Below are 22,158 nucleotides of genomic sequence, written 5' to 3' on the forward strand. Positions count from 1 at the left end.
GGAGTGTTTTAGTTGATGGATTTCAAAGAGGTAATGAATGAATTAGAAGCATTAGGAAAAGAGCGAACGAAAAAAATTTATCTCTCAAACGGTGCACATGAGCCACTTTTTGGTGTCGCAACTGGAGCGATGAAACCGTTTGCGAAGAAAATAAAAATTGATCAATCATTAGCTGAGGAGTTATATGCAACAGGAAATTATGATGCGACGTACTTTGCAGGCATTATTGCCGACCCAAAAGCAATGACAAAGGAAGATTTTAATCGTTGGGTAGACGATGCGTATTTTTATATGCTATCAGACTATGTCGTAGCGGTTACTTTATCCGAATCACCGATTGCCGAGGAAGTTGCCGATGAATGGATCGCCAGTGGGGATGAGCTGAGAATGTCAGCTGGTTGGAGTTGTTATTGTTGGTTATTAGGTAATCGGAAGGACGACGAATTTGTCACGAGCAAATTATCGGATATGCTAGATCAGGTGCAGGCGGACATTTATGACGCACCTATAAGAACAAAGGTATCAATGAATAACTTCTTATATACCGTTGCGATCTCCTATATTCCTCTAAGTGAAAAAGCAGCTGAAGTGGCAGAGGATATCGGAGCTATCGAAATCAAAAGAGAGAAAAAGAAAAATAGCGTCCTTCATGCTTATGAAAATATTCAAAAAGACTTAGATAAAGGTCGTCTAGGGTTTAAGCGGAAATATGTAAGATGTTAAAAGTCAAATGATGTCGGGATCAATTCTATTGATTCCGGCTTTTTTGTTGGTTTTCTAATGCATTAACAGGTTTACATATATCTCTGCGAATACATCAAGCCATAAATCAGAAGAGAAGTGTTGGTATTTGAGATTTGCGCACCTATCAAGCCATAAATCAGAAGAGAAGTGTTGGTATTTGAAATTTGCGAACCTATCGAGCCATAAATCAGAAGAGAAGTGTTGGTATCTGAGATTTGCGAACCCATTAAGCCATAAACCAGAAGAGAAGTGTTGGTATCTGAGATTTGTGAACCCATTAAGCCATAAATCAGAAGAGAAGTGTTGGTATCTGAGATTTGCGAATACATCAAGCCATAAATCAGAAGAGAAGTGTTGGTATTTGAGATTTGCGCACCTATCAAGCCATAAATCAGAAGAGAAGTGTTGGTATCTGAGATTTGTGCACCTATCAAGCCATAAATCAGAAGAGAAGTGTTGGTATCTGAGATTTGCGAACCCATTAAGCCATAAACCAGAAGAGAAGTGTTGGTATCTGAGATTTGCGCACCTATCAAGCCATAAATCAGAAGAGAAGTGTTGGTATCTGAGATTTGCGCACCTATCAAGCCATAAATCAGAAGAGAAGTGTTGGTATCTGAGATTTGCGAACCCATTAAGCCATAAACCAGAAGAGAAGTGTTGGTATCTGAGATTTGCGAACACACCAAGCCATAAATCAGAAGAGAAGTGTTGGTATCTGAGATTTGCGAACCCATTAAGCCATAAACCAGAAGAGAAGTGTTGGTATTTGAAATTTGCGAACCCACCAAGCCATAAATCAGAAGAGAGGTGTTCAAATTTAGGATTTACGCACACTCCATGCATTTTTATCATTTAACATAAATTTCTAATTAAGATTAATTAAAATATATGCAATCCCCGTATTGTCTACAATGAATGGACATCCCGTATGACTAAGAAAAGATAATTATCACCTCTTTAAGTTCTTCCCGTAACATCGCAATAACCAAACTTTTTTTCAATCTTACTTTCCCTTACATTTCATAATATTCCCCTTCTGCAGATTTTCTTTTGTTCGTATTAAAATCTGTTTGACAACATATCCTTAACAATTTTTATCATAGTTTTGCTTATACGTTTATAAACTGATGAAAAGGGCTTGCCTATAAAAAAATAAGCGTATAGGGGGAAACAATTTGAAGCGAAGTGTTTGGAGGAAGATTGTCCTGTTAGTCGTTGTTGCCATCGCTCTAGCTGGTTGTTCTGGAGGTGGCTCAGAGGTAGGTGGTGCTGTCACAGAGAAGGGAAATGATCGTGTATTAACAGTGGCAGTTGGAACGGATATGGTGACATTTGATATTCATGACCATAATAATACGTCGACGGAAGCGATTCATGTGAATATGTTTAATTATTTATTTAAAAAAGATAAGGATGGCAATATTCATCCAGAACTTGCCACCGGCTATGAGAAAATCGATGACTTGACCTATCAGGTAAAACTAAAAAAAGGTGTCACTTTTCATAACGGTGATCCTCTCACAGCGGAGGATGTGAAATTTACGTTAGAAAGAGTAGCGAAAGATGACACTTTGCAGGAGTACCCCAATTATAAGCAGATAAAAGAAATTCAAGTGATTGATGAGCACACTTTCAATATTGTGACACAATCACCAGAGCCTTCCTTATTCCACCGTTTATCCAGACTTGGTTCAGGTATCTTGCCTAAGAACTATATTGAAGAGAATGGTTGGGAGCATTTTCTATCTAATCCCGTTGGTACAGGTCCATTTCAATTCAAAGAATGGAAACGTGATAATCGCATCGTTTTCACACCCTATGAGAATTATTTCGCAGGAAAAGTAGAAGAATGGGATGAGCTTGTTTTCCGAGTTATTCCAGAAAACTCGACAAGAGTGTCAGAGCTTTTAACAGGTGGGGTTGATATGGCTGTTAATATTCCTCCGTCTGATTGGGAACGAGTGAATAGTAATGAGGGGACATCTATTGTACAAGAAAGGTCAAACCGAGTCGTAATGCTAATATTGCGGGCGACAGAAGGGCTTCCGACTGCTGATGTCCGTGTATGTCAGGCACTAGACTTTGCTATTAATAACAAGGCGATTACCGATAATGTCTTGCAAGGTGGAGGTATTCCAACAAGAACAAGAGTAGGTCCAGGTAATTTCGGGCATCATCCTGACCTTTATGATACTTACAATTATGATATTGAAAAAGCAAAAGCATTACTAGCTGAGGCAGGTTATCCAGATGGCTTTGAAATGACTTTGCATTCACCGAAAGGGCGCTATTTACAAGATGCAGAAGTGGCAGAAATGATAGCGGGTATGCTTGCGGAAATTAATGTGAAAGTAAATATCGAGTTCATGGAATGGAGTAATTTTGTTGAAATGCGTACGGCTAACGAGAATAAGGATGCTTATTTAATTGGTCTAGGTAATTCCATGTTTGACGGTGCTTACTCGGTCGATTGGTATCGTGCTGAACGTTTTGAAGGCCATACAGATTATAAGAATGATCGAATCGAAGAATTACTCGCTACCTCTGCCGTCAATATGAATGAGGAAGAACGAGCCAAGCAAATACAAGAAATTGAAGCGATTGCGGCTGAAGAGGTGCCACATATTATGCTTCATGAGGAAAAAATCAATATCGGTGTAAATGATGCGATTGATTTTGTTCCTACCCCAGATGAAATGATTTATGCACCAACTATTAAAAGGAAAGCAAGTGAATAAAAAAAGCTGATATTTGTGGGTGAATGGGTGGTTCCATCCATTTACCCATCTCTATTACTTTTCGCTATAGGGGGACAATAGTGGGCAAATATATTATGAGACGATTACTTCAAATTATACCGGTGTTGTTTATCATTTCTTTTATCGTGTTTTGCCTTGTTTATGTGGCAGGCGATCCTGTTGCATTAATGTTACCTGAAGATGCGAGTCAAGAGGATATATTACAACTTCGTGAATCACTCGGGTTAAATGAGCCTTTTTATATTCAATATTTCAACTATATGGTCGGACTTGCTCAACTTGATTTTGGTGAATCATTTCGTTATAACACGAGTGCCTTACCTATTGTGCTGGAGCGCTTACCGGCGACAATTGAATTAGCTGTAGCAGCTATGATTGTGGCCATAATGATAGCTATCCCTCTTGGTATTTGGTCGGCGACGAAGAAGAATTCTGCTATCGACGTCGTAGCGACAGGGGGAGCGGTCATTTGGAAGGCGATGCCGAATTTTTGGTTAGGGATTATGCTCATTTTAATTTTCTCAGTCATGTTAGGATGGTTCCCGGTTTCAGGGCGGGGTACATGGAGTCATCTGATCTTACCGGCAATTACGCTTGGCACAGGGATTGCTGCTGAGATGACACGGTTTATTCGCTCAAGTATGTTAGAAATTATGAACCAAGACTATGTTCGTACGGCAAGAAGTAAAGGGTTAAAAGAGTTTTTTGTTATCCATAAGCATGCTTTTCGTAATGCCCTTATTCCAGTTGTTACGATTACCGCGCTACAAACCTCAACTGTTGTTGGCGGCACATTAATAACCGAGAGCGTATTTTCATGGCCAGGATTAGGACAACTACTCATTCAAGCAGTGAATACAAGGGATATGGCAATCGTACAGGCTAGTGTGTTTATTATTGCATTTATTGTTATTGCTATGAATCTACTAGCAGATATTCTTTATAAATTATTGGATCCCCGCATTACATTTCGCTAAGGAGGAGTGGTTGTTTTGGAATCAAAGGAAAACCAATGGTCAGATGTCTTAGTGAAAAGTAAGCAGGGTCACCTCAAGCGGTGGCTCAGATTATTATTAAAAAGTAAGACCGGTACTATTGGCTTACTAATCGTATTACTCATTATTTTTATAGCGATATTTGCAAAGTTATTAGCACCCCATGATCCGAACCAGATTAATGCGGCAATGATGTTGAAACCCCCGGCTTGGGTAGAAGGTGGGGATACTGACTATATTTTAGGAACAGACAATCTTGGTAGAGATATTTTAAGCAGAATAATATATGGCTCACAAATTTCTTTAGTTGTTGGGGTTGCCTCTGTCATTTTGGCAGGCATTATTGGTATTTTTATCGGTCTCGTTTCAGGTTTTTATGGTGGTTTCCTAGATAATATTTTAATGAGAATAGTTGATTCCTTTCTAGCGATACCAACCATCCTCTTTGCGCTTGTCATTTTGACTGTTTTTGGTCCAAGTGCGCTTACGTTGATTGTTGTATTAGGTGTGACCAATTGGGTGCAGTACGCTCGTTTAATACGAGGAGAAGTGCTGTCTTTAAAAGAAAGAGAGTTCGTCAGGGCTGCAAGGTCTATGGGAGTGAGGGATCATAAGATTATCCTAAAACATTTATTGCCAAATGTGATATCCCCGTTCATTGTCATTTCTACATTAAGCGTAGCAACCACGATTATATTAGAAGCTTCTTTAAGTTTTCTAGGTTTAGGAATTCAACCACCGACCATTTCTTGGGGTGGCATTTTAAGTGATGGTAGAGATTATGTAGCAACCAGTTGGTGGTTGGCGGCATTTCCTGGTTTAGCGATAACGATCACCGTCCTAGGCATGATTTTCTTAGGTGATTGGCTAAGAGATGTGTTAGACCCGAGAGAAAAGAAAGTGTAGGAGGAGGGAAATGCGTTGGGCCGAGAGAGCTTGTTAGAAGTGCGTAATTTGAAGACTTATTTTTATACGGAAGATGGTGTGATTCCTTCAGTTGACGGTGTGTCATTTACGATAAAGAAAGGCGAGACTGTTGCTGTTGTAGGTGAGTCAGGCAGTGGTAAAAGTGTAACATCTTTATCTATTATGGGGTTGCTAGATGCTGCTGGAAAAATTGAAAGTGGCACCATCATATTTGAAGGTAATGATATAACAAAACTATCAAAAAAAGATCGAAGGAAATTACGCGGAAATGAGATGGCGATGATATTTCAAGAACCACTCACCTCTCTTAATCCTTTATTTACAGTTGGTAATCAAATTTCTGAAGCAATTAAAATCCATCAAAAAGTAGATAAAAAAGAGGCGAAAAAGAGAAGTATCGAGATTTTAAAAAAAGTAGGCATAGCTCGTGCGGAGAAGGTATATCACTCTTATCCTCATCTATTAAGTGGGGGCATGCGTCAACGTGTAATGATTGCAATTGCCTTATCATGTAACCCGAAACTATTAATTGCAGATGAGCCGACAACCGCACTCGATGTAACTATCCAAGCGCAAATACTCCAATTAATGAAAGAGCTGATAAAAGACAAGCAAACTTCTATTCTATTTATTACACATGATTTAGGCGTGGTAGCTGAGATGGCTGATCAAGTGATTGTTATGTATGCCGGTCAAGTTGTTGAATATACGGATGTGTTTACACTTTTTAAGGAAGCGGCTCATCCTTATACGAAGAGTTTATTAGCTAGTACGCCTAAAATCCACGAACAAACAGAAAAACTGCAAGTCATCGAAGGAACTGTACCCAATCCGAATGCTATGCCAAGTGGATGTCGCTTTCATACACGTTGTCCATATGTAATGGAAAAATGTATGAACAATGAGCCCGTACTTACAAATATCCATACCCGTCATCAAGTGAAGTGCTGGTTATATGAAGAGGAGGGGTGACAAAGACATGACAGTTATTTTAAGTGTAAGGGGTTTAAAGAAATATTTTGATGTGACTGAAGGGTGGTGGAAGAAGGAAAAACAATACTTAAAGGCAGTTGACCACATATCCTTCGATGTGAACCATGGAGAAACATTAGGGATTGTTGGGGAGTCTGGGTGTGGGAAATCAACAACAGGTAATTTGATTATGCAGCTGTTAGAAAAAACAGAAGGAGAAATCATATTCCAAGGAGTAGACCTTTCCACTCTATCCAAACAACAGCTAAGAAAGAAACGGGCGGAAATGCAGATGATTTTCCAGGACCCCTTTTCCTCGTTAAATCCTCGGATGAAAGTATTTGATATTATTGCAGAACCGTTATTGACCCATCTGAACTTAAGTAGTGAAAAATTGAAGGAAGAAGTTTTGTCGTTAATGGATCAGGTAGGTCTTGATCGTTCATATATTCACCGCTACCCCCATGAGTTTAGTGGTGGTCAGAGACAAAGAATCGGCATTGCTCGGGCCATTGCATTACAACCTAAGCTCATTATTTGTGATGAGCCTGTATCTGCTTTAGACGTTTCCATTCAATCACAAATCCTTAATTTAATGTCTAAACTACAGAAAGAGTTACGATTAACCTTTATATTTATTGCACACGGCCTACCAGCGGTTAAATATATTAGTGATAAAATTGCGGTCATGTATCTGGGGAAAATTGTTGAACTAACCACAAAAGAAAAACTCTTTTCAAAACCCCTGCATCCGTATACAGAGGGACTTTTATCAGCAGTTCCCCTTCCTGACCCGATGTTAAGGAATAAAAAAGACGGAGTTATTTTGGAGGGTGATATTCCAAGCCCAACAAATATTCCTTCCGGCTGTCGTTTTCATCCACGGTGTCCACATGCACAAGAAAAATGTAAGAACGAGGAACCAACATTTATTGCCCATGAGGAAGAACACTATGTTGCCTGCCATTTTCCATTAAAAGAGGGTGTTGGTGTGTTGGAAAAATAGATAAAGGAGATGTATAAAAGGTGGAGGGATATATACAACAGCGAAAAATAGAAATGCTGCAATTAATTGAAAAACTGGTCAATATTGATAGTGGTTCATATGTAAAGAAAGGGATAGATGAAATCGGGAGAATTTTACAGAAAAAATACGAAGAAATTGGATTTGTTGTAGAGGTGAAAACAGAAGCAAAATACGGCAATCACCTTGTTATTCGACATGAGCATAGTCTGCACCCCAAAATTATACTGGTGGCCCATATGGATACGGTTTTTCCTGAAGGTACGGTGAAGAAGCGTCCGTTTCAAATGAAAGGAAGCAGAGCTTATGGACCTGGTGTCGTTGATATGAAGTCGAGTTTAGTTGAGCTTTTATATGCAATGAAAGCATTAGTTCACTGTGGGTCAAATGCCTGTGAGAACGTGCAAATTATCTTAAATGGTGATGAGGAAATTGGTTCACCGTCATCGCGTGAATTAATAGAGGAACAATCTATGGGAAAAGAATATGCACTGATTATGGAGCCGGCCAGAAAAGATGGTTCACTTGTGACAGCAAGAAGAGGCGGGGGAAGATATAAGCTAATGATTAAAGGCAAAGCCGCCCATTCAGGTATTGAACCAGAAAAGGGAAGGAGTGCGATTGAAGAACTAGCTTATAAAATCATCCAGCTGCATAATTTAACAAATCATGAACAAGGCATTAGCGTTAACGTAGGCATCATTTCTGGTGGTTCTTCTGTTAATACCATTTCTGATAATGCCGTCGCTCATATTGATATTCGCATCACTGAGAAAGAACAAGCACAAGAATTAGAAAAGAAGATTAAAAGAATATGTGCCAATACAGAAGTGAGAGGAACGGAAATTCAATTAGAAGGGGCAATTAGCAGACCACCAATGGAATACAACGAGCAAACAGAAAAGCTATTACACATTATTCAAGAAGTAGGCGAAGAAATTGGTCTTCATGTCCATAATACTGCAACGGGTGGGGGTGGTGATGCCTCTTTCACTTCAGCAACGGGTGTGCCTACGGTTGATGGTCTAGGTCCAGTTGGTGGGAATGCTCATAGTAAAGAGGAGTATATTGAAATTGACACATTAACAGAAAGAACCATTCTTCTTGCAAAGACAATTGAGCGTTTGTCCCGATGATTTTTTTTGGAAGCTACCACTCGTTTGGTAGCTTTCATTATGGAGTTGTGAGGTCATATCCTAAAGGTCATTCAGAAGTATAAGTTGTAAATTTTTTGTATCAATTATTACAGTAAAGTAATTTTCTTCTCTATATGTATACATTTTTACTCGAAGGGACCTTAAAATTTGTAGGTGATGCCCAATCTATACTAAACTACTCTAAAGCGAACATCATAAAGTTATGTTGTTCCTTCAAATGAGGTGATTAGAATGGAATTTAATCAGCTAGCGAGCAGCGTAGTAATTGAAATGGTAGAGGGACGCCCCTCTTTAAAATCATATAGTGACCAGCTAGAACTGATTGGTGTTGGAAGAAGCGCTTTTGTTTTCAAAATTACGAAGCAAGCGATTGCTATAAAAGTATACTTCCCGCAAATGGAAGATATCGCTAAGGTGGAAGCGGCAAATTATCAACGAATTCAAGGTAATCCCTATTATCCACATCTTTATGATTATGGGGATGCTTATATTGTCATCGACTATATAGAAGGCTTTACGCTCTTCCAATGCTTAGAGAAAGGTATTCATATAACATCAGAACATATAGAGTCTGTCCAATTAGCCTTACGTTCAGCTACAGAAGCAGGCCTGAAGCCGTCAGATATACATTTGCGCAACATTATGATTGATCGAAACGGTAATATAAAACTAATTGATATTGCTCGTTTTAATTCGAAAAACATCGATAAACAATGGACAGACTTACAGAATGCGTACTACCGATATTACGCCAACAAATGGTTCCCGAAAAAAATCCCTACAGTCATCTTGAATTTCATAGCCGACATATATAAAAAGAGATTTCTTCCAATGTCTGTAAGAAAAGTGATTTTTCAGGATAAAAATGGGATACATGTATAATAGAATGATAAAATCAAACATGAACAACTCCTGCAAAAAGGAGTGTTCATGTTTTTTTGTTTTTATAGAAAGTGGGATTGGTTCTGGAGTCATAGGGGACACCTGAAGCCCAAGCGAAACCAAGTGAAATTGAAAGCCATGAAAAGAAATTGTTAGATCTGTAAACAGTGTAATGTCTAAGACTATGTATGTTGATGAAAATAAAGTTAAGATGAGCAAAACAGAAGAGAAAAGCTTTATTGAAATCAGGTGAATTGAAGACGGAATCTTTTTAAGATGCGATATCATACAAAGGAACTGTTCAAGGATGAAGTTGAATATTCAGTTTCCTGCAAATCTGTTAAGATGAACAATGAAGATGTCGTAGAAGATGTTGACTCATTGTATATAGTTTTGCAGTAGACAGGGAATATAAAAGTGTTTTTGAATGAAGCGGAAATATGGACGAAAACCATTTTGTTGCATCCAAGGTTTGGCTTGACGGACTATTGTTCAATAGTATAAAAAAGACATTAGTGAAGAAGTCCATGTTAATGAACATGCTTCTACAGAAGAAGTATGAAGCTCAGTTCACGAACAACGTGAAAGCCAGGGTTTAAGTACAGTTGGAAAAGATAAATCTGACAATCAAATAGTAGCTAAAGCAAGTTTAGGCGAAAGATGGGATTGTACTCAGTCTTGTGTAGCGTCTAAGGTGTTTGTATTTGCAGCAATTGTGGGTGTTTGTGGAGTGGCTTGTATCGCTGCTGTTTCAGCTGCAGCAGGAACAGCTTGCTATGCATGTATAAACACTGCTGGTATTCTCGGAGCTACAACAGTTCTTAACTGTTTCCAAGATTGTAGTTGATTCACTAAACAGTTAGGGTGATAAGAATGATGAAAATCATGTTTTTGCTTGCAGCATTCAGTGTAGGCCTATTTGCATTCTTAGATAAGCATTTTTGGGGCTTGATGCTTGGGCTTGCATTCTTTTTTATCGGTTTATTTTTCATTAAGCCACGCTTTAAAAAAAATGATGAATAACGTAATGGCTATTTAGGGTTTCGATGTCAAAACGCATTTATACCATGAAAATGAGGAGTATTTACATTTTCTTGAATTAGACCAATTCTTTTTTCAGTATGAGGAATTTTGCTGTAGATGATTTACTTTTATATGTTCAATGAGAGAACTTACGAAGCTGGTAGTGATGTTTTAATGTATAAATGCTATTATTAAATTGATTTAAAGGATGGAAGGAGCATTACTTATGTGTTGTGCATGTTTTCCAGTTGTGAAAGAACACTCTATCTTAAATTGAAAAATAAACAATAGATAGAGGGGTTTATATGTTATTTCAAAAAAAATTAATTGAGCGTGTTAAAAATAAATGTGAGTTAGACAATCATATAGCTTCTGCACTGATGTACGGCTCTTTTACCAAAGGTGAAGGTGATCAATATTCTGATGTTGAGTTTTATATCTTCATTAAAAATCACATGAACGCTAATTTTGATTCAAATAATTGGATTAAAGAATTATTTCCAGTCGAATTAATATTCTTCAATGAATATGGTACACAAGTAGCTATATTTAGTAACCTTGTGCGTGGAGAATTTCACTTTCTACCTGAACAAAAGATGGGTGTCATTAAAGACTTTAAACCTACAGGGGTATTTCCAAATCCAGAGAAAATGTTTATTTATGATAGCACCAATAAACTGTTTCCTCTTTTAGAATACCTTAATGGAGACGATCCAATAAGAAAAACAGATGAAAATATAAATTTTGCTTTTAATAGTTTTGTTAATAATTGGATATTTGGTATGAACGTGCTAAAAAGAGGGGAATATGCTCGATCACTAGAAATTCTCAATGGTGTTCAAAAACAAATTTTGCAACTCATGAGAATACAAGAAGATACTGTAGAACGTTGGTTAAATGCCACTAAAAATCTTGAAAAAGACTTGAGTAAACGTTCATATGAAAAATTTAGGGCGATTACTGCTAATCTTAATGAGAAAAGTATAAAACAAGCATATACTAATTCAATTATATTAGCCGAGAGTTTACACGTAGATTTATCAAAAGAGTATACAGTAGGAATTGAACAACGACTACTATCCCAGCTTCATACACTTTTAATAGATTAATTCAGTGAGCTTCCTAAACATTAGGGAGCTCTTTTTTTAAATGATTCAACTAACTCAAACTCTTACTTATGTCCTATTTATCCTTACTATTGAATCAATTTGGTTTCTGATTAAATATGATTTAAGGGTGAAATAAAAGAAGAAGTGAAGAAAGCCTTATTTGCAGGCTCTGTTCACTTCTTTTATTTTACCTATACTATTCACTTCATGAAATGCTTATTTTCACTCCAAGTTTTTAAAAATTTAAGAGAGTTTTAAGAGAATGATTATATAAAGGATATAAACAAAAAATTATGAAGTGGGTGAACGGTATAATGAGTATGTGCAAGGATGATAAACAATTAGACGCTGAATGGGTTCATCTAATATTAAAAGCGAAAGAGATTGGTTTAACGATAGATGAAGTAAAGACATTTTTAAAAACGGTCAAGACTGAAGCCAAGTAAATAATCGACTTTTCTTTATTTATTAATTTCTTGGTATAAATTAATTAAAATTGGGTCCGGGTCTATATTTAGATCGGTAGAGAGTAAGGCTTTATAATTTTTATATAATAGGATCGCTTCATTCCGATTTCCTTTTTTTATTAAAAGGTTCATGGTTTGCTGAATATTTTTATCCATATAAGGATTCAATTTGCGTTGCAAGCTAAGGTAAAACAGGGCTTTATCTGTATGGTTAATGTAATAATACTCAATAATACTGTCTAACAAGTACATAGTAATAGTAAGTTTTTCCTGTGCGATATCATTTGCCCAATCGTAATAATTCCATTGCATGTATGAACCGGTATATTGACTTATTGCTTCTTCTGCACTACTAATGGATTTAATATCATTCTTTTTGAAACTATGTATAGCCTCATTAAATATTTTTAAATCTGAATGGATATCCGGAATGGATAAGATATAGCTCTGATTGGCAAACTTAATACAATTTGAATAACCAAGAGTGTTTAACATTTTTCTTAAGTATGTTAGACATGTATGAAGGTTTATCTTGGCTTTTTTACTATCTTGATTTGGCCATATGTTTTCAATTAGATAATCTCGGTGGACGTATGTATCCATATAAGTAAAGAGGAATGCAAATAATTCCTTTACTTTAGCTGTTTTAAATTGAAGTGGCTCCTTATTTAGAAAAACGTTAAACTCGCCGAAGCATTGAATAAAAAGTGGTATTTTTTCTTTTGGAGCTTCATCCTTTCTATTTTTCTTAATTTTTTCTATTAATCTGTTAACCGTCGTTTTTAATCTTTTGGGCATAACAGGTTTCAATAAATAATCAATAGAATTAATTTCAAATGCTTTGACAGCATGCTGGGCATGGGCTGTAACAAAAACAATAAATATGGATTCATCAATCGATAAAATAGATTCAGCTAAATCTAAGCCGTTGCCTTCAGTTAACTCGATATCTAAAAAAGCAACATCTATCATTTCTTGTTTTATATCTTCTAGAATATTTGTCTGTTGCGAATAAGCCTTAACAATTTCAATTTCCGGAAATGCATGCAATTGTTTAGTTAATAAATCAAGAGAAAGCTTCTCATCATCTACTAAAATGGCTTTAATCATCTAACGACTCCTTTGAGAAATTATTGGTGATATTATACAATGAACAAAAAATAGGGATAACTATAGCGTTTTCAACTAATTGAAACTTTCATTCTCCCGAGTGGACCTAGAGTATTTGTCTTATAGGATTAAGATACTTAACTTAGTAATTGTAATCTAGGTTACTTTGCTTCAGTAGAATCATTGATTTTTATAAAGTTGTTAAAATCAAACTACTCATTATTAGGAATAGAAAAACTAACAACGGTTCCTTGACCAGTTTTACTTTTCAACACTAGCCCTTTTCCATATAGTTGTCTTAATCTACGGTCTGTATTAAGTAAGCCGATGCCCTGTTCTTTTGAGTAATCATCATTTTGATTAAAAATATCTTGAAGTTTATCTTCAGGTATCCCTTGGCCATTATCAATTATAGAGATAGTAGTAAAAGTATTCTGTTTTCTTATTTGTATACGAATCGTACCTCCACTTGTTTTTTTAAGGATGCCATGTTTCACAGCGTTCTCCACAAGTGTTTGGATAGAAAGTGGCGGTACATGTATATCAATAGGGTCATCTATTTCCCAAACAACCGTTAGACGGTTGCTAAATCTTTCATTTTCGATATAAATATAAGAACGAACAAGGGAAAGCTCATAATCAAGTGGAACAGTAGGTTCGGTATTTTTAAAGTCAAAACTTAGGCGTAAATAATTGCTAAACTCTTCAAGTAGTAGTTGCATTCTTGGTGTATCCATCATACTAAGGGCTGCAATTGAGTTTAAAGTGTTAAATATAAAATGAGGTTGGATTTGGGATTGTAACCAAGCTCCCTCCATACGTAGCCTTTCTTCAAAAGTCAATTTTAATTCGGATAAAACCCTCACTCTTGCTTTTAACTCCCAACTATCAACTGGTTTTGTTATATAGTCATTTGCTCCTGATTGTAACCCTGTCAAGATATCTTCAGATCGTGTTCTAGCAGTTAATAAAAGTACAGGAAGTTCAATTAAGCTAAAACGGTTTCTAATAATTTTGGTAAGTTCATAACCAGACATTTGAGGCATCATTACATCGGAAATGACCAGGTCATAGGATTCAATTTCAAGTTTAGCTACTGCTTGAAAACCGTTTGATACTGTCGTTATTTCATAACCATCATTTTTTAAGACATTTTGTAAAACATATAAATTAATGGGGTCATCATCGACTGCTAGTATCTTCATTCTTTTATTCAGATGAATATCTTTTAAAGCACAAAATTGATCTGGATGAACATGTTCGATAGTTGCAGCAACTTTACCTATCATTTGATTCTCTATCTTTGACGGAGAAGTGCCTTCTGCTTCTACACTCTCATTTAGTATGGGAAGAGTAAATGTAAAAATAGAGCCTTTTTCTGAAGTTGATTTTAAGGATAAATCTCCATTGTGCAGTTCAACTAATTCCTTACAAATACTAAGACCAATACCTATGCCACTACTATCCGTTCTATTATTCTCACTAGCTTGTTCAAAAGGCTTAAAAATTCTTTCTATTTCTTCAGGATTCATTCCTACTCCCGTATCTTCAATTTCAATATGAGCCATTCCATTTATTCTTGAAGCACGAATTATAATGGTACCTTCATCGGTGAATTTCAAAGCATTATGTAATAAATTAAACAAGATTTGAATGAGTCTATTCTCATCTGCTAGGACTGGAGGGAATGTGTTTGATATTTCGATTTTAAATTTAACCGGTTTTTTATCTCCAAGGAATTTCAACATATCAATGACCCCTGCTGTTACGACTTGCAAATGAACTCTGTTCATATTCAGTTGAATAGTTTTTTGTTTTAAACGAGTGACATCAAGTAGATCATTCAAAAGTAAGGAGAGCCTCTTACTTATGTCAATGGCTATACTTAAATGTTTTTTGTGCTCGTTACTAGGTGGTTTTTCTTTATCATCTAGTATTGTTTGAACCATATTCATAATTCCATGTAATGGGTTCCTTAATTCATGAGAAGTTTTTATTAAGAAATCATCTTTCCGTTGATCTTCGAGCTGTAATTGCACAGCCAGTTTTTTTGCATCTGATGTAGCGATAAAAAAACGTTTAAACCAAAATGCCGTAAAAGATAATATGGCAAAAATAAGATCAAAAGGATAATGCATCATATCAATGGAAGCATCGCTCAAATTACTTGTCCATATTAAATTAACAGCTATACTTAAACAGCCTATGATAAGGAAGATGATTCCTTCTATTTCATTTATAAACTTTCGAAGGATATTGATGGATATCATTACAGATAGTATTAGCACACTACCAAGTACAATCTGGATTAGATTAATAATGTCCTTGGATGATGAAATTAAGACAAAACCTATATCCAACATACAATATAAAGAAAAGTATCTTATCATTCGTTTATTTCTCGGGTTAGGAAATAGATTGTGAATAAAGGGCGGGATAAAAGCCGCAACACCAATATATGATAAAAAGGTGATTTTTACCTGAAGTTCATAATCGATACTCAACCATGTAAATAACAATCTATCATCGGATACTAATACACTAATAACTGCAGAAAATAATAATAGTGAAAAATAAACCATACCTTTTCTTTGAGTTGATCCAATAAAGAATAAAATGATTCCATATATTAGATGTAAAGTTAAAACAACACAAAGCAACAATTGTAAATTGTTTGAAATGTAAACGCGGTGGTTAATGGCATCAATCGTTCCCAAACGAATGGGTTTTAAAATTCCTGCTTCTTTTAGATTACTCGATACATGAATCAGCAATTCAATTTCACTCTGATCTGTGTCAAAACTAACGGAATAAGGTATTGTATCTGCTTCATGCTGATTTTCTTTTATAGCTAGGGTCCCTGAGCCCCCTATAAGTTGTCCATTCACATAGATTGAAGTTGCATCTTTGACAGAATTTAGCCGTAATCCAAGAGTAGGAATATCCGTATCATTAATCAAAATTTTTAACCTATATGTGCCATACCGGAAGTCATCCTGCCCTTCAAATGATTCATCCCAGGAATTAATGGAAGGAATGCGCAGATATTTTTTATTATGTTCGGGAAGTGAGTTTGATGTTGCGAGAGAATTTGGATAGAATTCCCACTCTCCATTTAACATAAATGTTTGTTTACTAGAGAAATCCCAACTCCGTAAATCTAATTCCCCTTGGTTTGCGGTAGGAGCCGATGGATAATCTAATTTCTCTATGAAGTTCATCCAAGACACGCGGATAATTGTAATAACTATGAGAAAAAAAATAATAAAAATCCATTTTCTCTTTGTTAGTATCTTCATTTATTTCATCCTTCACACAGAAAATTTATTAAAATGAATCTATCAATCTATAGAAAATGAGATTTGAAAAACAAAATATTCTCTATCCATTTATAGAGTTTTTTTCCAATTATTATCATACAATTCTTTAATGAAGTAAATCATTATTTTGGATTTAATTGTAGTCATTTAGTTGTTTTATAATTTTGAAAACACAGATAATATTTAATAAAAATTTCGAAGGTTATTATTTATTACTGTCATTGAAACCACAATTGAGGAATAAAGACTTATAAGGTGTAATAAATCAACTATGAAATACTACTGCTATAGGGGATGTCAATGAGGGTTTTGATAGGTGTCAGATTAGAAGAATATTTGGTTTATTGTTCATCTATTTGAAATGAACGCTCTCGAACATATGAGGGTGTAAATTGTTTTGAAGTGTTCTTTTGAAATCTTAGTCTAATAAAGTGAAGTGAGGGGATTACATGGGACCAGCTTTGCAAATTAGCCCAATTGATTCGTATATTGATGAAGATGTAATGATTAAAGTAACTGGGTGTTCGGCCGATGCAGAAGTCCTTATAAAAGCAATAACATATGATGAAGAAGGAAAAATGTTTTATTCGTATGCTAGATTTGTAGCTAATAATGAAGGTGATATCGACGTAACTTCTCAGAAGCCAATGGAAGGGACATATAATGAAGTGGATGGTTCTGGTTTGTTTTGGTCTATGAAACACGCTGATTCAAAATTGGATGATTATTATGAGAAAAGCAACATGGATAAAGTTACGATCAATTTGTTTTTAATAGTAAATGGGGAAGAGGTAGATTCATTAAGTATTTTCCGATATTTTTATAAATCTGGCATAAAAAAAGAAGATATCCAGTTTGAAGAAGTTAAAGGAACGTTATTTCGTCCTGAATCACAAGGAAAATATCCTGCTATTATTATATTAAGTGGTTCCGATGGTGGATCGAAGGAACATGCAGCTGCTTTATTAGCTTCAAAAGGTTATATAACATTAGCCTTGTCTTATTTTGGGGAAGTAGGTGTACCGAAGGACCTAGAACATATCCCATTAGAGTACTTTCAAAAAGCAACTATTTGGCTGCAAGAACACCCTTTTGTGAAGGGAAAGGTAAGCTTAATTGGTTATTCGAGAGGTGGTGAACTTGCCTTACTCTTGGGAGCTACATTTGATTACTACAAATCAGTCATTGCATGTGCACCTAGTGCTTATGTAACTGCGGGTATGAAAAATGGGATTTTTGCACCGATACCCTCATGGACAATGGAAAAACGGCCATTACCATATATAAGGTTTAAATATCGCTTTTCCACCATGTTCACTTTACTTAAAAACTGGATATTAAAACAACCCATTTCCTATCTTTCGATTTGGGATAATACGTTGAATGACGAGGATGGGATTAGGGAATCAAGAATTCCCGTTGAGAATATAAAAGCCCCTGTAATGTTCATTTCAGGGGAAGATGATCAACTATGGCCATCAGCAAGGTATGTAAAAATGATGGAAGAGAAGTTAAAACACGCTAAAAATAATTCTAGTCAGAATCGTTATTTGTATTATAAGGGTGCAGGCCACTTTTTATCTTTTCCGTACAGCTTCGTCAACCTTCCTGCTAATGTATTAATGAACGTTGGGGGAGGCATGACAATGACTTTTGGTGGTACTAAATCAACCAATGCAGCAGCTGCAAAAGATTCTTGGAGAAAAATATTAGATTTTCTCAATGAGTCTAAAGACGTTTAATGCGATATACTTTAGTGAAACAGAAGTTTGGAAAAACCTTGATGCTAATAATCCAGACTTAAATGAAAGTCAATCCATCATGATTGGTTGCGTTATAAAATGATAGGGTGAATGAGTATAAAAAGCAAAAAAGATTTATTTACTCATTTTTTAAGGATTATATAAACAGATAAATAGTATTTAAAAAAACATTAACAAGGGGCTGGGACATAACTAAATGAGCTAACCTCAAAAACGAACAATAACAAATTATGGTCTATAAGACATCATTGCAAAAAAAACGTTCCATTGCGCTCGCGTACACTCGCTTTCCGCGGGGAGGGGCTGAGCCTCCTCGGCATTGCCTACGGTGCCTCAGCTTTCCCTCTATTACTCGCAGTAGTCGAGTGCCTTCTGTTTCATTCCACTATTACTTCACATCAAGAGATAAATTACAAAAATATGAGTGATTAGATGTTGGACTACTAATTATTCGGATAAAATCCTTAGCTAGAATACCTATGTCCCAAACCCCTTATCTTGTAACTTGAATTTAAACAACTTTATTATATCTATACATTGAATACTTTTGCTGGCATGAGTGGATATTCATGTTTAGCTATTTCATATTCCAAAAACATAGGACGGTAAGAAATAAATATTTATTGTTTTTCAATAAATAATGAGGTAAGATAGGCATAATTAGAATTTGTGAGGTGTGTTTATGAGACAAGGGAAAGTTCTTTTTTTAAAAGTGGTGATTGTGATTCTTGGCTTGATTGTGTTAGGGATCTGCATCGGCTTGCCTTTTTTAGCAAAAGAAACAGCAGAGCTGAATCCAGCACATGCTTATTTAAAATATCCCGTATTATTTGGGATGTACCTAACTGCAATCCCGTTCTATTTTACTTTGTATCAAGGATTTAAGCTGTTAAGATATATTAGTGTAAATGAAAGTTTTTCTGAGCATTCCGTAGCTGCACTAAGAGCTATTAAATATTCCTGTGCTAGTATTAGTGTAATCTATCTAATTGGTATGATCTTTTTATTTACGCAAGATGCCCTACATCCAGGAGTGGCTTTGATGGGATTTGCTATTATATTTGTAACAACGATTCTCTCGATTTTTTCCGCAGTCCTTCAAGAACTTTTATATAATGTATTAAAAATAAAGTCAGAAAATGATTTGACCATCTGAGGTGAGAATGTGGCCATTATCGTCAATATCGATGTAATGTTAGCAAAAAGAAAAATGAGTGTAACAGAATTATCAGAACGAGTAGGCATCACGATGGCGAATTTGTCCATTCTAAAAAATAGTAAAGCAAAAGCAGTAAGGTTCTCCACGTTAGAAGCAATCTGCAAAGCATTAGATTGCCAGCCTGGTGACATACTTGAATATCAAGAAGATAAACAGACCGATTCTGCTACATAACGCAACTACCACAAGCGACTTTTCATAAGGAAAGTCGTTTTTTTTCGAAGAAGAAAATGTAAAGTTAACTTGACGTTAAGGTAACTTTACTATAAAATGGATATAATTAGGAGTGGTACATATGGAGAATCGTTTAATGCACTATAGAAAAGAGTTTGGTTATTCCCAAGATCGTTTAGCTTCCACTTTAGGCGTTTCAAGGCAAACAATTATTTCAATTGAAAAAGGAAAATATAACCCCTCCTTACCACTCGCCTTTGAAATTGCTCATTTATTTCAAGCAAAGATTGAAGATATTTTTATATATGAAAAGCCATTGAAAGGAGAGGAGTAAAGTGGAAGGATCAAGAAAAATATTTATTGTTATTGGATCTTTTTATCTTATCATCTCGTTATTTTTACTAACTGTTTCGATTTTAGCAAAGGAACTGACCATGACTTTTTTGATGCCCCTTGCAATGGCTATTATGTGCTATTGTTTAGGGTATTTATATCCTGAATGGAAGCAAAAGGATGAACGAATGCGTTTAATCCGGACGAAGGGATTATCAGCTTCTTTTTTCGCTCTTTTGCTATACTATTTTGTTTTTAGCGGATTATTGCAATTCAGTGTTATCAGTATAACAGCCATGCAATTGCTAAACTTGCTAGGTGCTCTCATGATTATTACCGTTTTTCTAAGCTTTGTTATTTTTGCAAAAATCTATTAATCAATGAAAGTGGTGAAACGATGAATGTCTTTTTCCCGTTTCTCGTCTTTATGATTGCTTTCCTCTCAATCGCATTTTTAATTAGAAAAGATAAAAACGAGCAAAAGTAATAACGAAGAGGGGCGGGTGAAATTTAGTTTATTTTTTAGCTGTTATTTTTGTTCTTGTTGCTTTCTTTGTTCTTAAGTGACTCGCAAACCTCATTTGCGGAGCGCTCAGTTTCTTTTCTCCTACTGAGCGCCTCACAAACTTCATTTGCGAAGCACTCATTCTCTTTTCTCATCTTGAGAGACTCGCAAACCTCAATTGTGAAGCGGTCAGTTCCTTTTCTCTTTTTGAGAGACTCGCAAACCTCATTTGTGAAGCGGTCAGTTCCTTTTCTCTTTTTGAGAGACTCGCAAACCTCATTTGCGAAGCGCTCATTCTCTTTTCTCATCTTGAGAGACTCGCAAACCTCATTTGTGAAGCGCTCAGTTTCTTTTCTCTTACTGAGAGACTCGCAAACTTCATTTGCGAAGCGGTCAGTTCCTTTTCTCAACTTGTTTCGAGCTAAAGAAGTGTGAATGTCTTCTAAATGCTCAATGAAAACCCTAAATGGATGAAATAGATCAATTAGATAATTAGCAGCGATAAAAGATTTTTAGAAATCGGAGCCACAATCATTTTCATAGTGTACTATTATATTATTATTCGATATCAACTGGAGGTAAGAATGATAAAACAACGATTGTATGGTATCCGCCGTTCAGTGAATACGAATTAAGTGTGGTGAATCTGTGTTAATGCAAGGAAATAAACAGATTATCACTGTGGGAGTGAGCGAGGAACCGGTTCGAGGTGAAGCCGGATTAGTTTGTGTAGTGAATCAAACAATATAATCGCGAATCTTAATATTGAGGATATAGATAGTCTCATTTTGCCAGGTTGTCTGGATATATCTATTGTTTTAGAGGAAGAGCGGTTACTACAATTGATTAAAACAAGCTTTTTAAACATGACTATAAAATTGGGAGCATTTCAAGTTCTCCTCATTTATTGGCATCGGCAGGTGGGCTGAAGCGGAAAAATTATATAGTCGGTTTACCGCTTGAATATCTAGAAAATTCTGATGTGTTTAATGAAACGAAATTTATCGCAAACGGATTAATACAGGATGGGCCGTTATTAACGCCAAAGGCTCAAGTTTCAACACATGCGGTTTACTTTTCGGTTCTATGTTAGGTCTGACCTTTAATGAAAGGTGGTATGGTAATGGAAGGATTTCCTGAGTTAGAAACAAGTCGTTTAAAATTATTAGAAGTAAAAGAAGTATATGCTTGGGAATATTATGCGGTTTTATCGAATGAAAAAGTGACGAGATTTTATGGTATGGATACTTTAACGGATTATAACCAAGCAGTAAATATGATTAAACTCATGCAGGAGACTTTTCAGAAGCAGCGGGGAATCAGATGGGCGATTGTACTGAAAGATACTGACAAACTAATTGGTACAGTTGGCCTTAACTTATTAAATAGAGGCCAGTCTAGAGCAGAAATCGGTTATGAGCTCCATCCAGATTTTTGGAGAAAAGGGATAGCAAGTGAGACTGTAGAAAAGGTATTACAATACACATTTGAAACATTACAATTAAATCGTATTGGTGCAATTACTTTTCCTCAAAATAAAGCTTCGATTGAATTGCTTAATCGTTTCAGATTTCAGCAAGAAGGCATACTGAGACAATATCTCTATCAGAATGGAGAGTCACATGATGCTATTATTTTTTCCTTATTAAAAAATGAATGGATGACAAGATAA

Annotated in this window: 22 protein-coding genes; 18 read left to right on the forward strand and 4 right to left on the reverse strand. The window is 35.8% G+C overall.

Features of this window, described 5'->3' with window-relative positions; translation table 11 throughout:
- The first annotated feature begins 15 nt into the window (after positions 1-15).
- Positions 16-723 (forward strand): DNA alkylation repair protein, encoded by a 708-nt coding sequence (locus LCM23_RS00275; protein WP_224934677.1) that lies wholly within the window; start codon positions 16-18, stop codon positions 721-723.
- Positions 724-794: 71 nt separating this feature from the next.
- Here the strand turns inward: LCM23_RS00275 and LCM23_RS00280 are convergent, their stop codons facing one another.
- Positions 795-1,481 carry a hypothetical protein gene (locus LCM23_RS00280; RefSeq protein ID WP_224934478.1) on the reverse strand — a complete coding sequence of 229 codons (687 nt, stop codon included), beginning with the start codon at positions 1,479-1,481 and terminating at the stop codon, positions 795-797.
- Positions 1,482-1,922: 441 nt separating this feature from the next.
- Between LCM23_RS00280 and LCM23_RS00285 the strand changes: the two genes are divergently transcribed.
- The 11 genes from LCM23_RS00285 to LCM23_RS00335 all read left to right on the forward strand — a co-directional run bounded on the left by LCM23_RS00285 (position 1,923) and on the right by LCM23_RS00335 (position 12,041).
- Complete coding sequence (locus LCM23_RS00285; protein WP_224934480.1) at positions 1,923-3,485, forward strand: ABC transporter substrate-binding protein; 1,563 nt, start codon at positions 1,923-1,925, stop codon at positions 3,483-3,485.
- A gap of 80 nt (positions 3,486-3,565) precedes the next feature.
- Complete coding sequence (locus tag LCM23_RS00290; protein ID WP_095370522.1) at positions 3,566-4,483, forward strand: ABC transporter permease; 918 nt, start codon at positions 3,566-3,568, stop codon at positions 4,481-4,483.
- 15 nt (positions 4,484-4,498) lie between these two features.
- The gene (locus LCM23_RS00295) at positions 4,499-5,407 is read left to right on the forward strand and encodes an ABC transporter permease (protein ID WP_263624067.1); all 909 of its coding nucleotides are present in this window, start codon (positions 4,499-4,501) and stop codon (positions 5,405-5,407) included.
- Positions 5,408-5,422: 15 nt separating this feature from the next.
- On the forward strand, positions 5,423-6,400 hold the full coding sequence (locus LCM23_RS00300; RefSeq protein ID WP_224934482.1) for an ABC transporter ATP-binding protein: 978 nt from the start codon (positions 5,423-5,425) through the stop codon (positions 6,398-6,400).
- Positions 6,401-6,407: 7 nt separating this feature from the next.
- A complete protein-coding gene (locus LCM23_RS00305) occupies positions 6,408-7,406 on the forward strand; it encodes an ABC transporter ATP-binding protein (RefSeq protein WP_224934484.1) in 999 nt (332 codons plus the stop codon).
- 20 nt (positions 7,407-7,426) lie between these two features.
- Positions 7,427-8,560 carry a M20 family metallopeptidase gene (locus LCM23_RS00310; protein ID WP_224934487.1) on the forward strand — a complete coding sequence of 378 codons (1,134 nt, stop codon included), beginning with the start codon at positions 7,427-7,429 and terminating at the stop codon, positions 8,558-8,560.
- Between the two features lie 252 nt (positions 8,561-8,812).
- The gene (locus LCM23_RS00315; protein WP_224934489.1) at positions 8,813-9,463 is read left to right on the forward strand and encodes a protein kinase family protein; all 651 of its coding nucleotides are present in this window, start codon (positions 8,813-8,815) and stop codon (positions 9,461-9,463) included.
- 694 nt (positions 9,464-10,157) lie between these two features.
- On the forward strand, positions 10,158-10,310 hold the full coding sequence (locus LCM23_RS00320) for a hypothetical protein (protein ID WP_224934491.1): 153 nt from the start codon (positions 10,158-10,160) through the stop codon (positions 10,308-10,310).
- Between the two features lie 26 nt (positions 10,311-10,336).
- Positions 10,337-10,486: a hypothetical protein gene (locus LCM23_RS00325; RefSeq protein WP_224934493.1), complete on the forward strand. Its 150-nt coding sequence runs from the start codon at positions 10,337-10,339 to the stop codon at positions 10,484-10,486.
- Positions 10,487-10,791: 305 nt separating this feature from the next.
- Entirely contained in the window at positions 10,792-11,595 is an 804-nt protein-coding gene (locus LCM23_RS00330; RefSeq protein WP_224934495.1) for a nucleotidyltransferase, read from the forward strand.
- Between the two features lie 314 nt (positions 11,596-11,909).
- A complete protein-coding gene (locus LCM23_RS00335; protein ID WP_224934497.1) occupies positions 11,910-12,041 on the forward strand; it encodes an anti-repressor SinI family protein in 132 nt (43 codons plus the stop codon).
- A gap of 15 nt (positions 12,042-12,056) precedes the next feature.
- On the opposite strand, the gene LCM23_RS00340 is transcribed toward LCM23_RS00335, so the two are convergent.
- The gene (locus LCM23_RS00340) at positions 12,057-13,172 is read right to left on the reverse strand and encodes a response regulator (RefSeq protein ID WP_224934499.1); all 1,116 of its coding nucleotides are present in this window, start codon (positions 13,170-13,172) and stop codon (positions 12,057-12,059) included.
- A gap of 212 nt (positions 13,173-13,384) precedes the next feature.
- On the reverse strand, positions 13,385-16,471 hold the full coding sequence (locus LCM23_RS00345) for a hybrid sensor histidine kinase/response regulator (protein WP_224934501.1): 3,087 nt from the start codon (positions 16,469-16,471) through the stop codon (positions 13,385-13,387).
- Positions 16,472-16,941: 470 nt separating this feature from the next.
- On the opposite strand from LCM23_RS00345, the gene LCM23_RS00350 reads away from it, so the two are divergent.
- The 5 genes from LCM23_RS00350 (at position 16,942) to LCM23_RS00370 (ending at position 20,358) form a co-directional block, all read left to right on the forward strand.
- Positions 16,942-18,234: an acyl-CoA thioester hydrolase/BAAT C-terminal domain-containing protein gene (locus LCM23_RS00350; RefSeq protein ID WP_224934504.1), complete on the forward strand. Its 1,293-nt coding sequence runs from the start codon at positions 16,942-16,944 to the stop codon at positions 18,232-18,234.
- A gap of 703 nt (positions 18,235-18,937) precedes the next feature.
- Positions 18,938-19,411, forward strand: coding sequence for a DUF2975 domain-containing protein (locus LCM23_RS00355; RefSeq protein ID WP_224934506.1), 474 nt, complete (start codon positions 18,938-18,940; stop codon positions 19,409-19,411).
- A gap of 9 nt (positions 19,412-19,420) precedes the next feature.
- Positions 19,421-19,648, forward strand: a complete 228-nt coding sequence (locus LCM23_RS00360; protein ID WP_095370515.1) for a helix-turn-helix domain-containing protein — start codon at positions 19,421-19,423, stop codon at positions 19,646-19,648.
- A gap of 121 nt (positions 19,649-19,769) precedes the next feature.
- Complete coding sequence (locus LCM23_RS00365; RefSeq protein ID WP_095370514.1) at positions 19,770-19,982, forward strand: helix-turn-helix transcriptional regulator; 213 nt, start codon at positions 19,770-19,772, stop codon at positions 19,980-19,982.
- Between the two features lies 1 nt (position 19,983).
- Positions 19,984-20,358 (forward strand): permease, encoded by a 375-nt coding sequence (locus LCM23_RS00370; RefSeq protein ID WP_224934508.1) that lies wholly within the window; start codon positions 19,984-19,986, stop codon positions 20,356-20,358.
- A gap of 138 nt (positions 20,359-20,496) precedes the next feature.
- Here LCM23_RS00370 and LCM23_RS25775 read toward each other — a convergent pair whose 3' ends face one another.
- Complete coding sequence (locus LCM23_RS25775; RefSeq protein ID WP_263624068.1) at positions 20,497-20,628, reverse strand: hypothetical protein; 132 nt, start codon at positions 20,626-20,628, stop codon at positions 20,497-20,499.
- Positions 20,629-21,609: 981 nt separating this feature from the next.
- On the opposite strand from LCM23_RS25775, the gene LCM23_RS00375 reads away from it, so the two are divergent.
- A complete protein-coding gene (locus tag LCM23_RS00375; RefSeq protein WP_224934510.1) occupies positions 21,610-22,158 on the forward strand; it encodes a GNAT family N-acetyltransferase in 549 nt (182 codons plus the stop codon).

The organism is Cytobacillus kochii (assembly GCF_020171845.1).
Taxonomy (GTDB): Bacteria; Bacillota; Bacilli; order Bacillales; family Cytobacillaceae; genus Cytobacillus; species Cytobacillus kochii.

Excerpts from the sequence above, each read along its gene's own strand:
- LCM23_RS00280 (WP_224934478.1), bottom strand. The coding sequence starts at position 1,481 with ATGGGTTCGCAAATCTCAGATACCAACACTTCTCTTCTGATTTATGGC.
- LCM23_RS00355 (WP_224934506.1), top strand. The coding sequence starts at position 18,938 with ATGAGACAAGGGAAAGTTCTTTTTTTAAAAGTGGTGATTGTGATTCTT.
- LCM23_RS00335 (WP_224934497.1), top strand. The coding sequence starts at position 11,910 with ATGAGTATGTGCAAGGATGATAAACAATTAGACGCTGAATGGGTTCAT.
- LCM23_RS00315 (WP_224934489.1), top strand. The coding sequence starts at position 8,813 with ATGGAATTTAATCAGCTAGCGAGCAGCGTAGTAATTGAAATGGTAGAG.
- LCM23_RS00330 (WP_224934495.1), top strand. The coding sequence starts at position 10,792 with ATGTTATTTCAAAAAAAATTAATTGAGCGTGTTAAAAATAAATGTGAG.
- LCM23_RS00350 (WP_224934504.1), top strand. The coding sequence starts at position 16,942 with ATGGGACCAGCTTTGCAAATTAGCCCAATTGATTCGTATATTGATGAA.
- LCM23_RS00325 (WP_224934493.1), top strand. The coding sequence starts at position 10,337 with ATGATGAAAATCATGTTTTTGCTTGCAGCATTCAGTGTAGGCCTATTT.
- LCM23_RS00305 (WP_224934484.1), top strand. The coding sequence starts at position 6,408 with ATGACAGTTATTTTAAGTGTAAGGGGTTTAAAGAAATATTTTGATGTG.
- LCM23_RS00375 (WP_224934510.1), top strand. The coding sequence starts at position 21,610 with ATGGAAGGATTTCCTGAGTTAGAAACAAGTCGTTTAAAATTATTAGAA.
- LCM23_RS00365 (WP_095370514.1), top strand. The coding sequence starts at position 19,770 with ATGGAGAATCGTTTAATGCACTATAGAAAAGAGTTTGGTTATTCCCAA.
- LCM23_RS25775 (WP_263624068.1), bottom strand. The coding sequence starts at position 20,628 with ATGAGTGCTTCGCAAATGAAGTTTGTGAGGCGCTCAGTAGGAGAAAAG.
- LCM23_RS00275 (WP_224934677.1), top strand. The coding sequence starts at position 16 with ATGGATTTCAAAGAGGTAATGAATGAATTAGAAGCATTAGGAAAAGAG.
- LCM23_RS00345 (WP_224934501.1), bottom strand. The coding sequence starts at position 16,471 with ATGAAGATACTAACAAAGAGAAAATGGATTTTTATTATTTTTTTTCTC.
- LCM23_RS00340 (WP_224934499.1), bottom strand. The coding sequence starts at position 13,172 with ATGATTAAAGCCATTTTAGTAGATGATGAGAAGCTTTCTCTTGATTTA.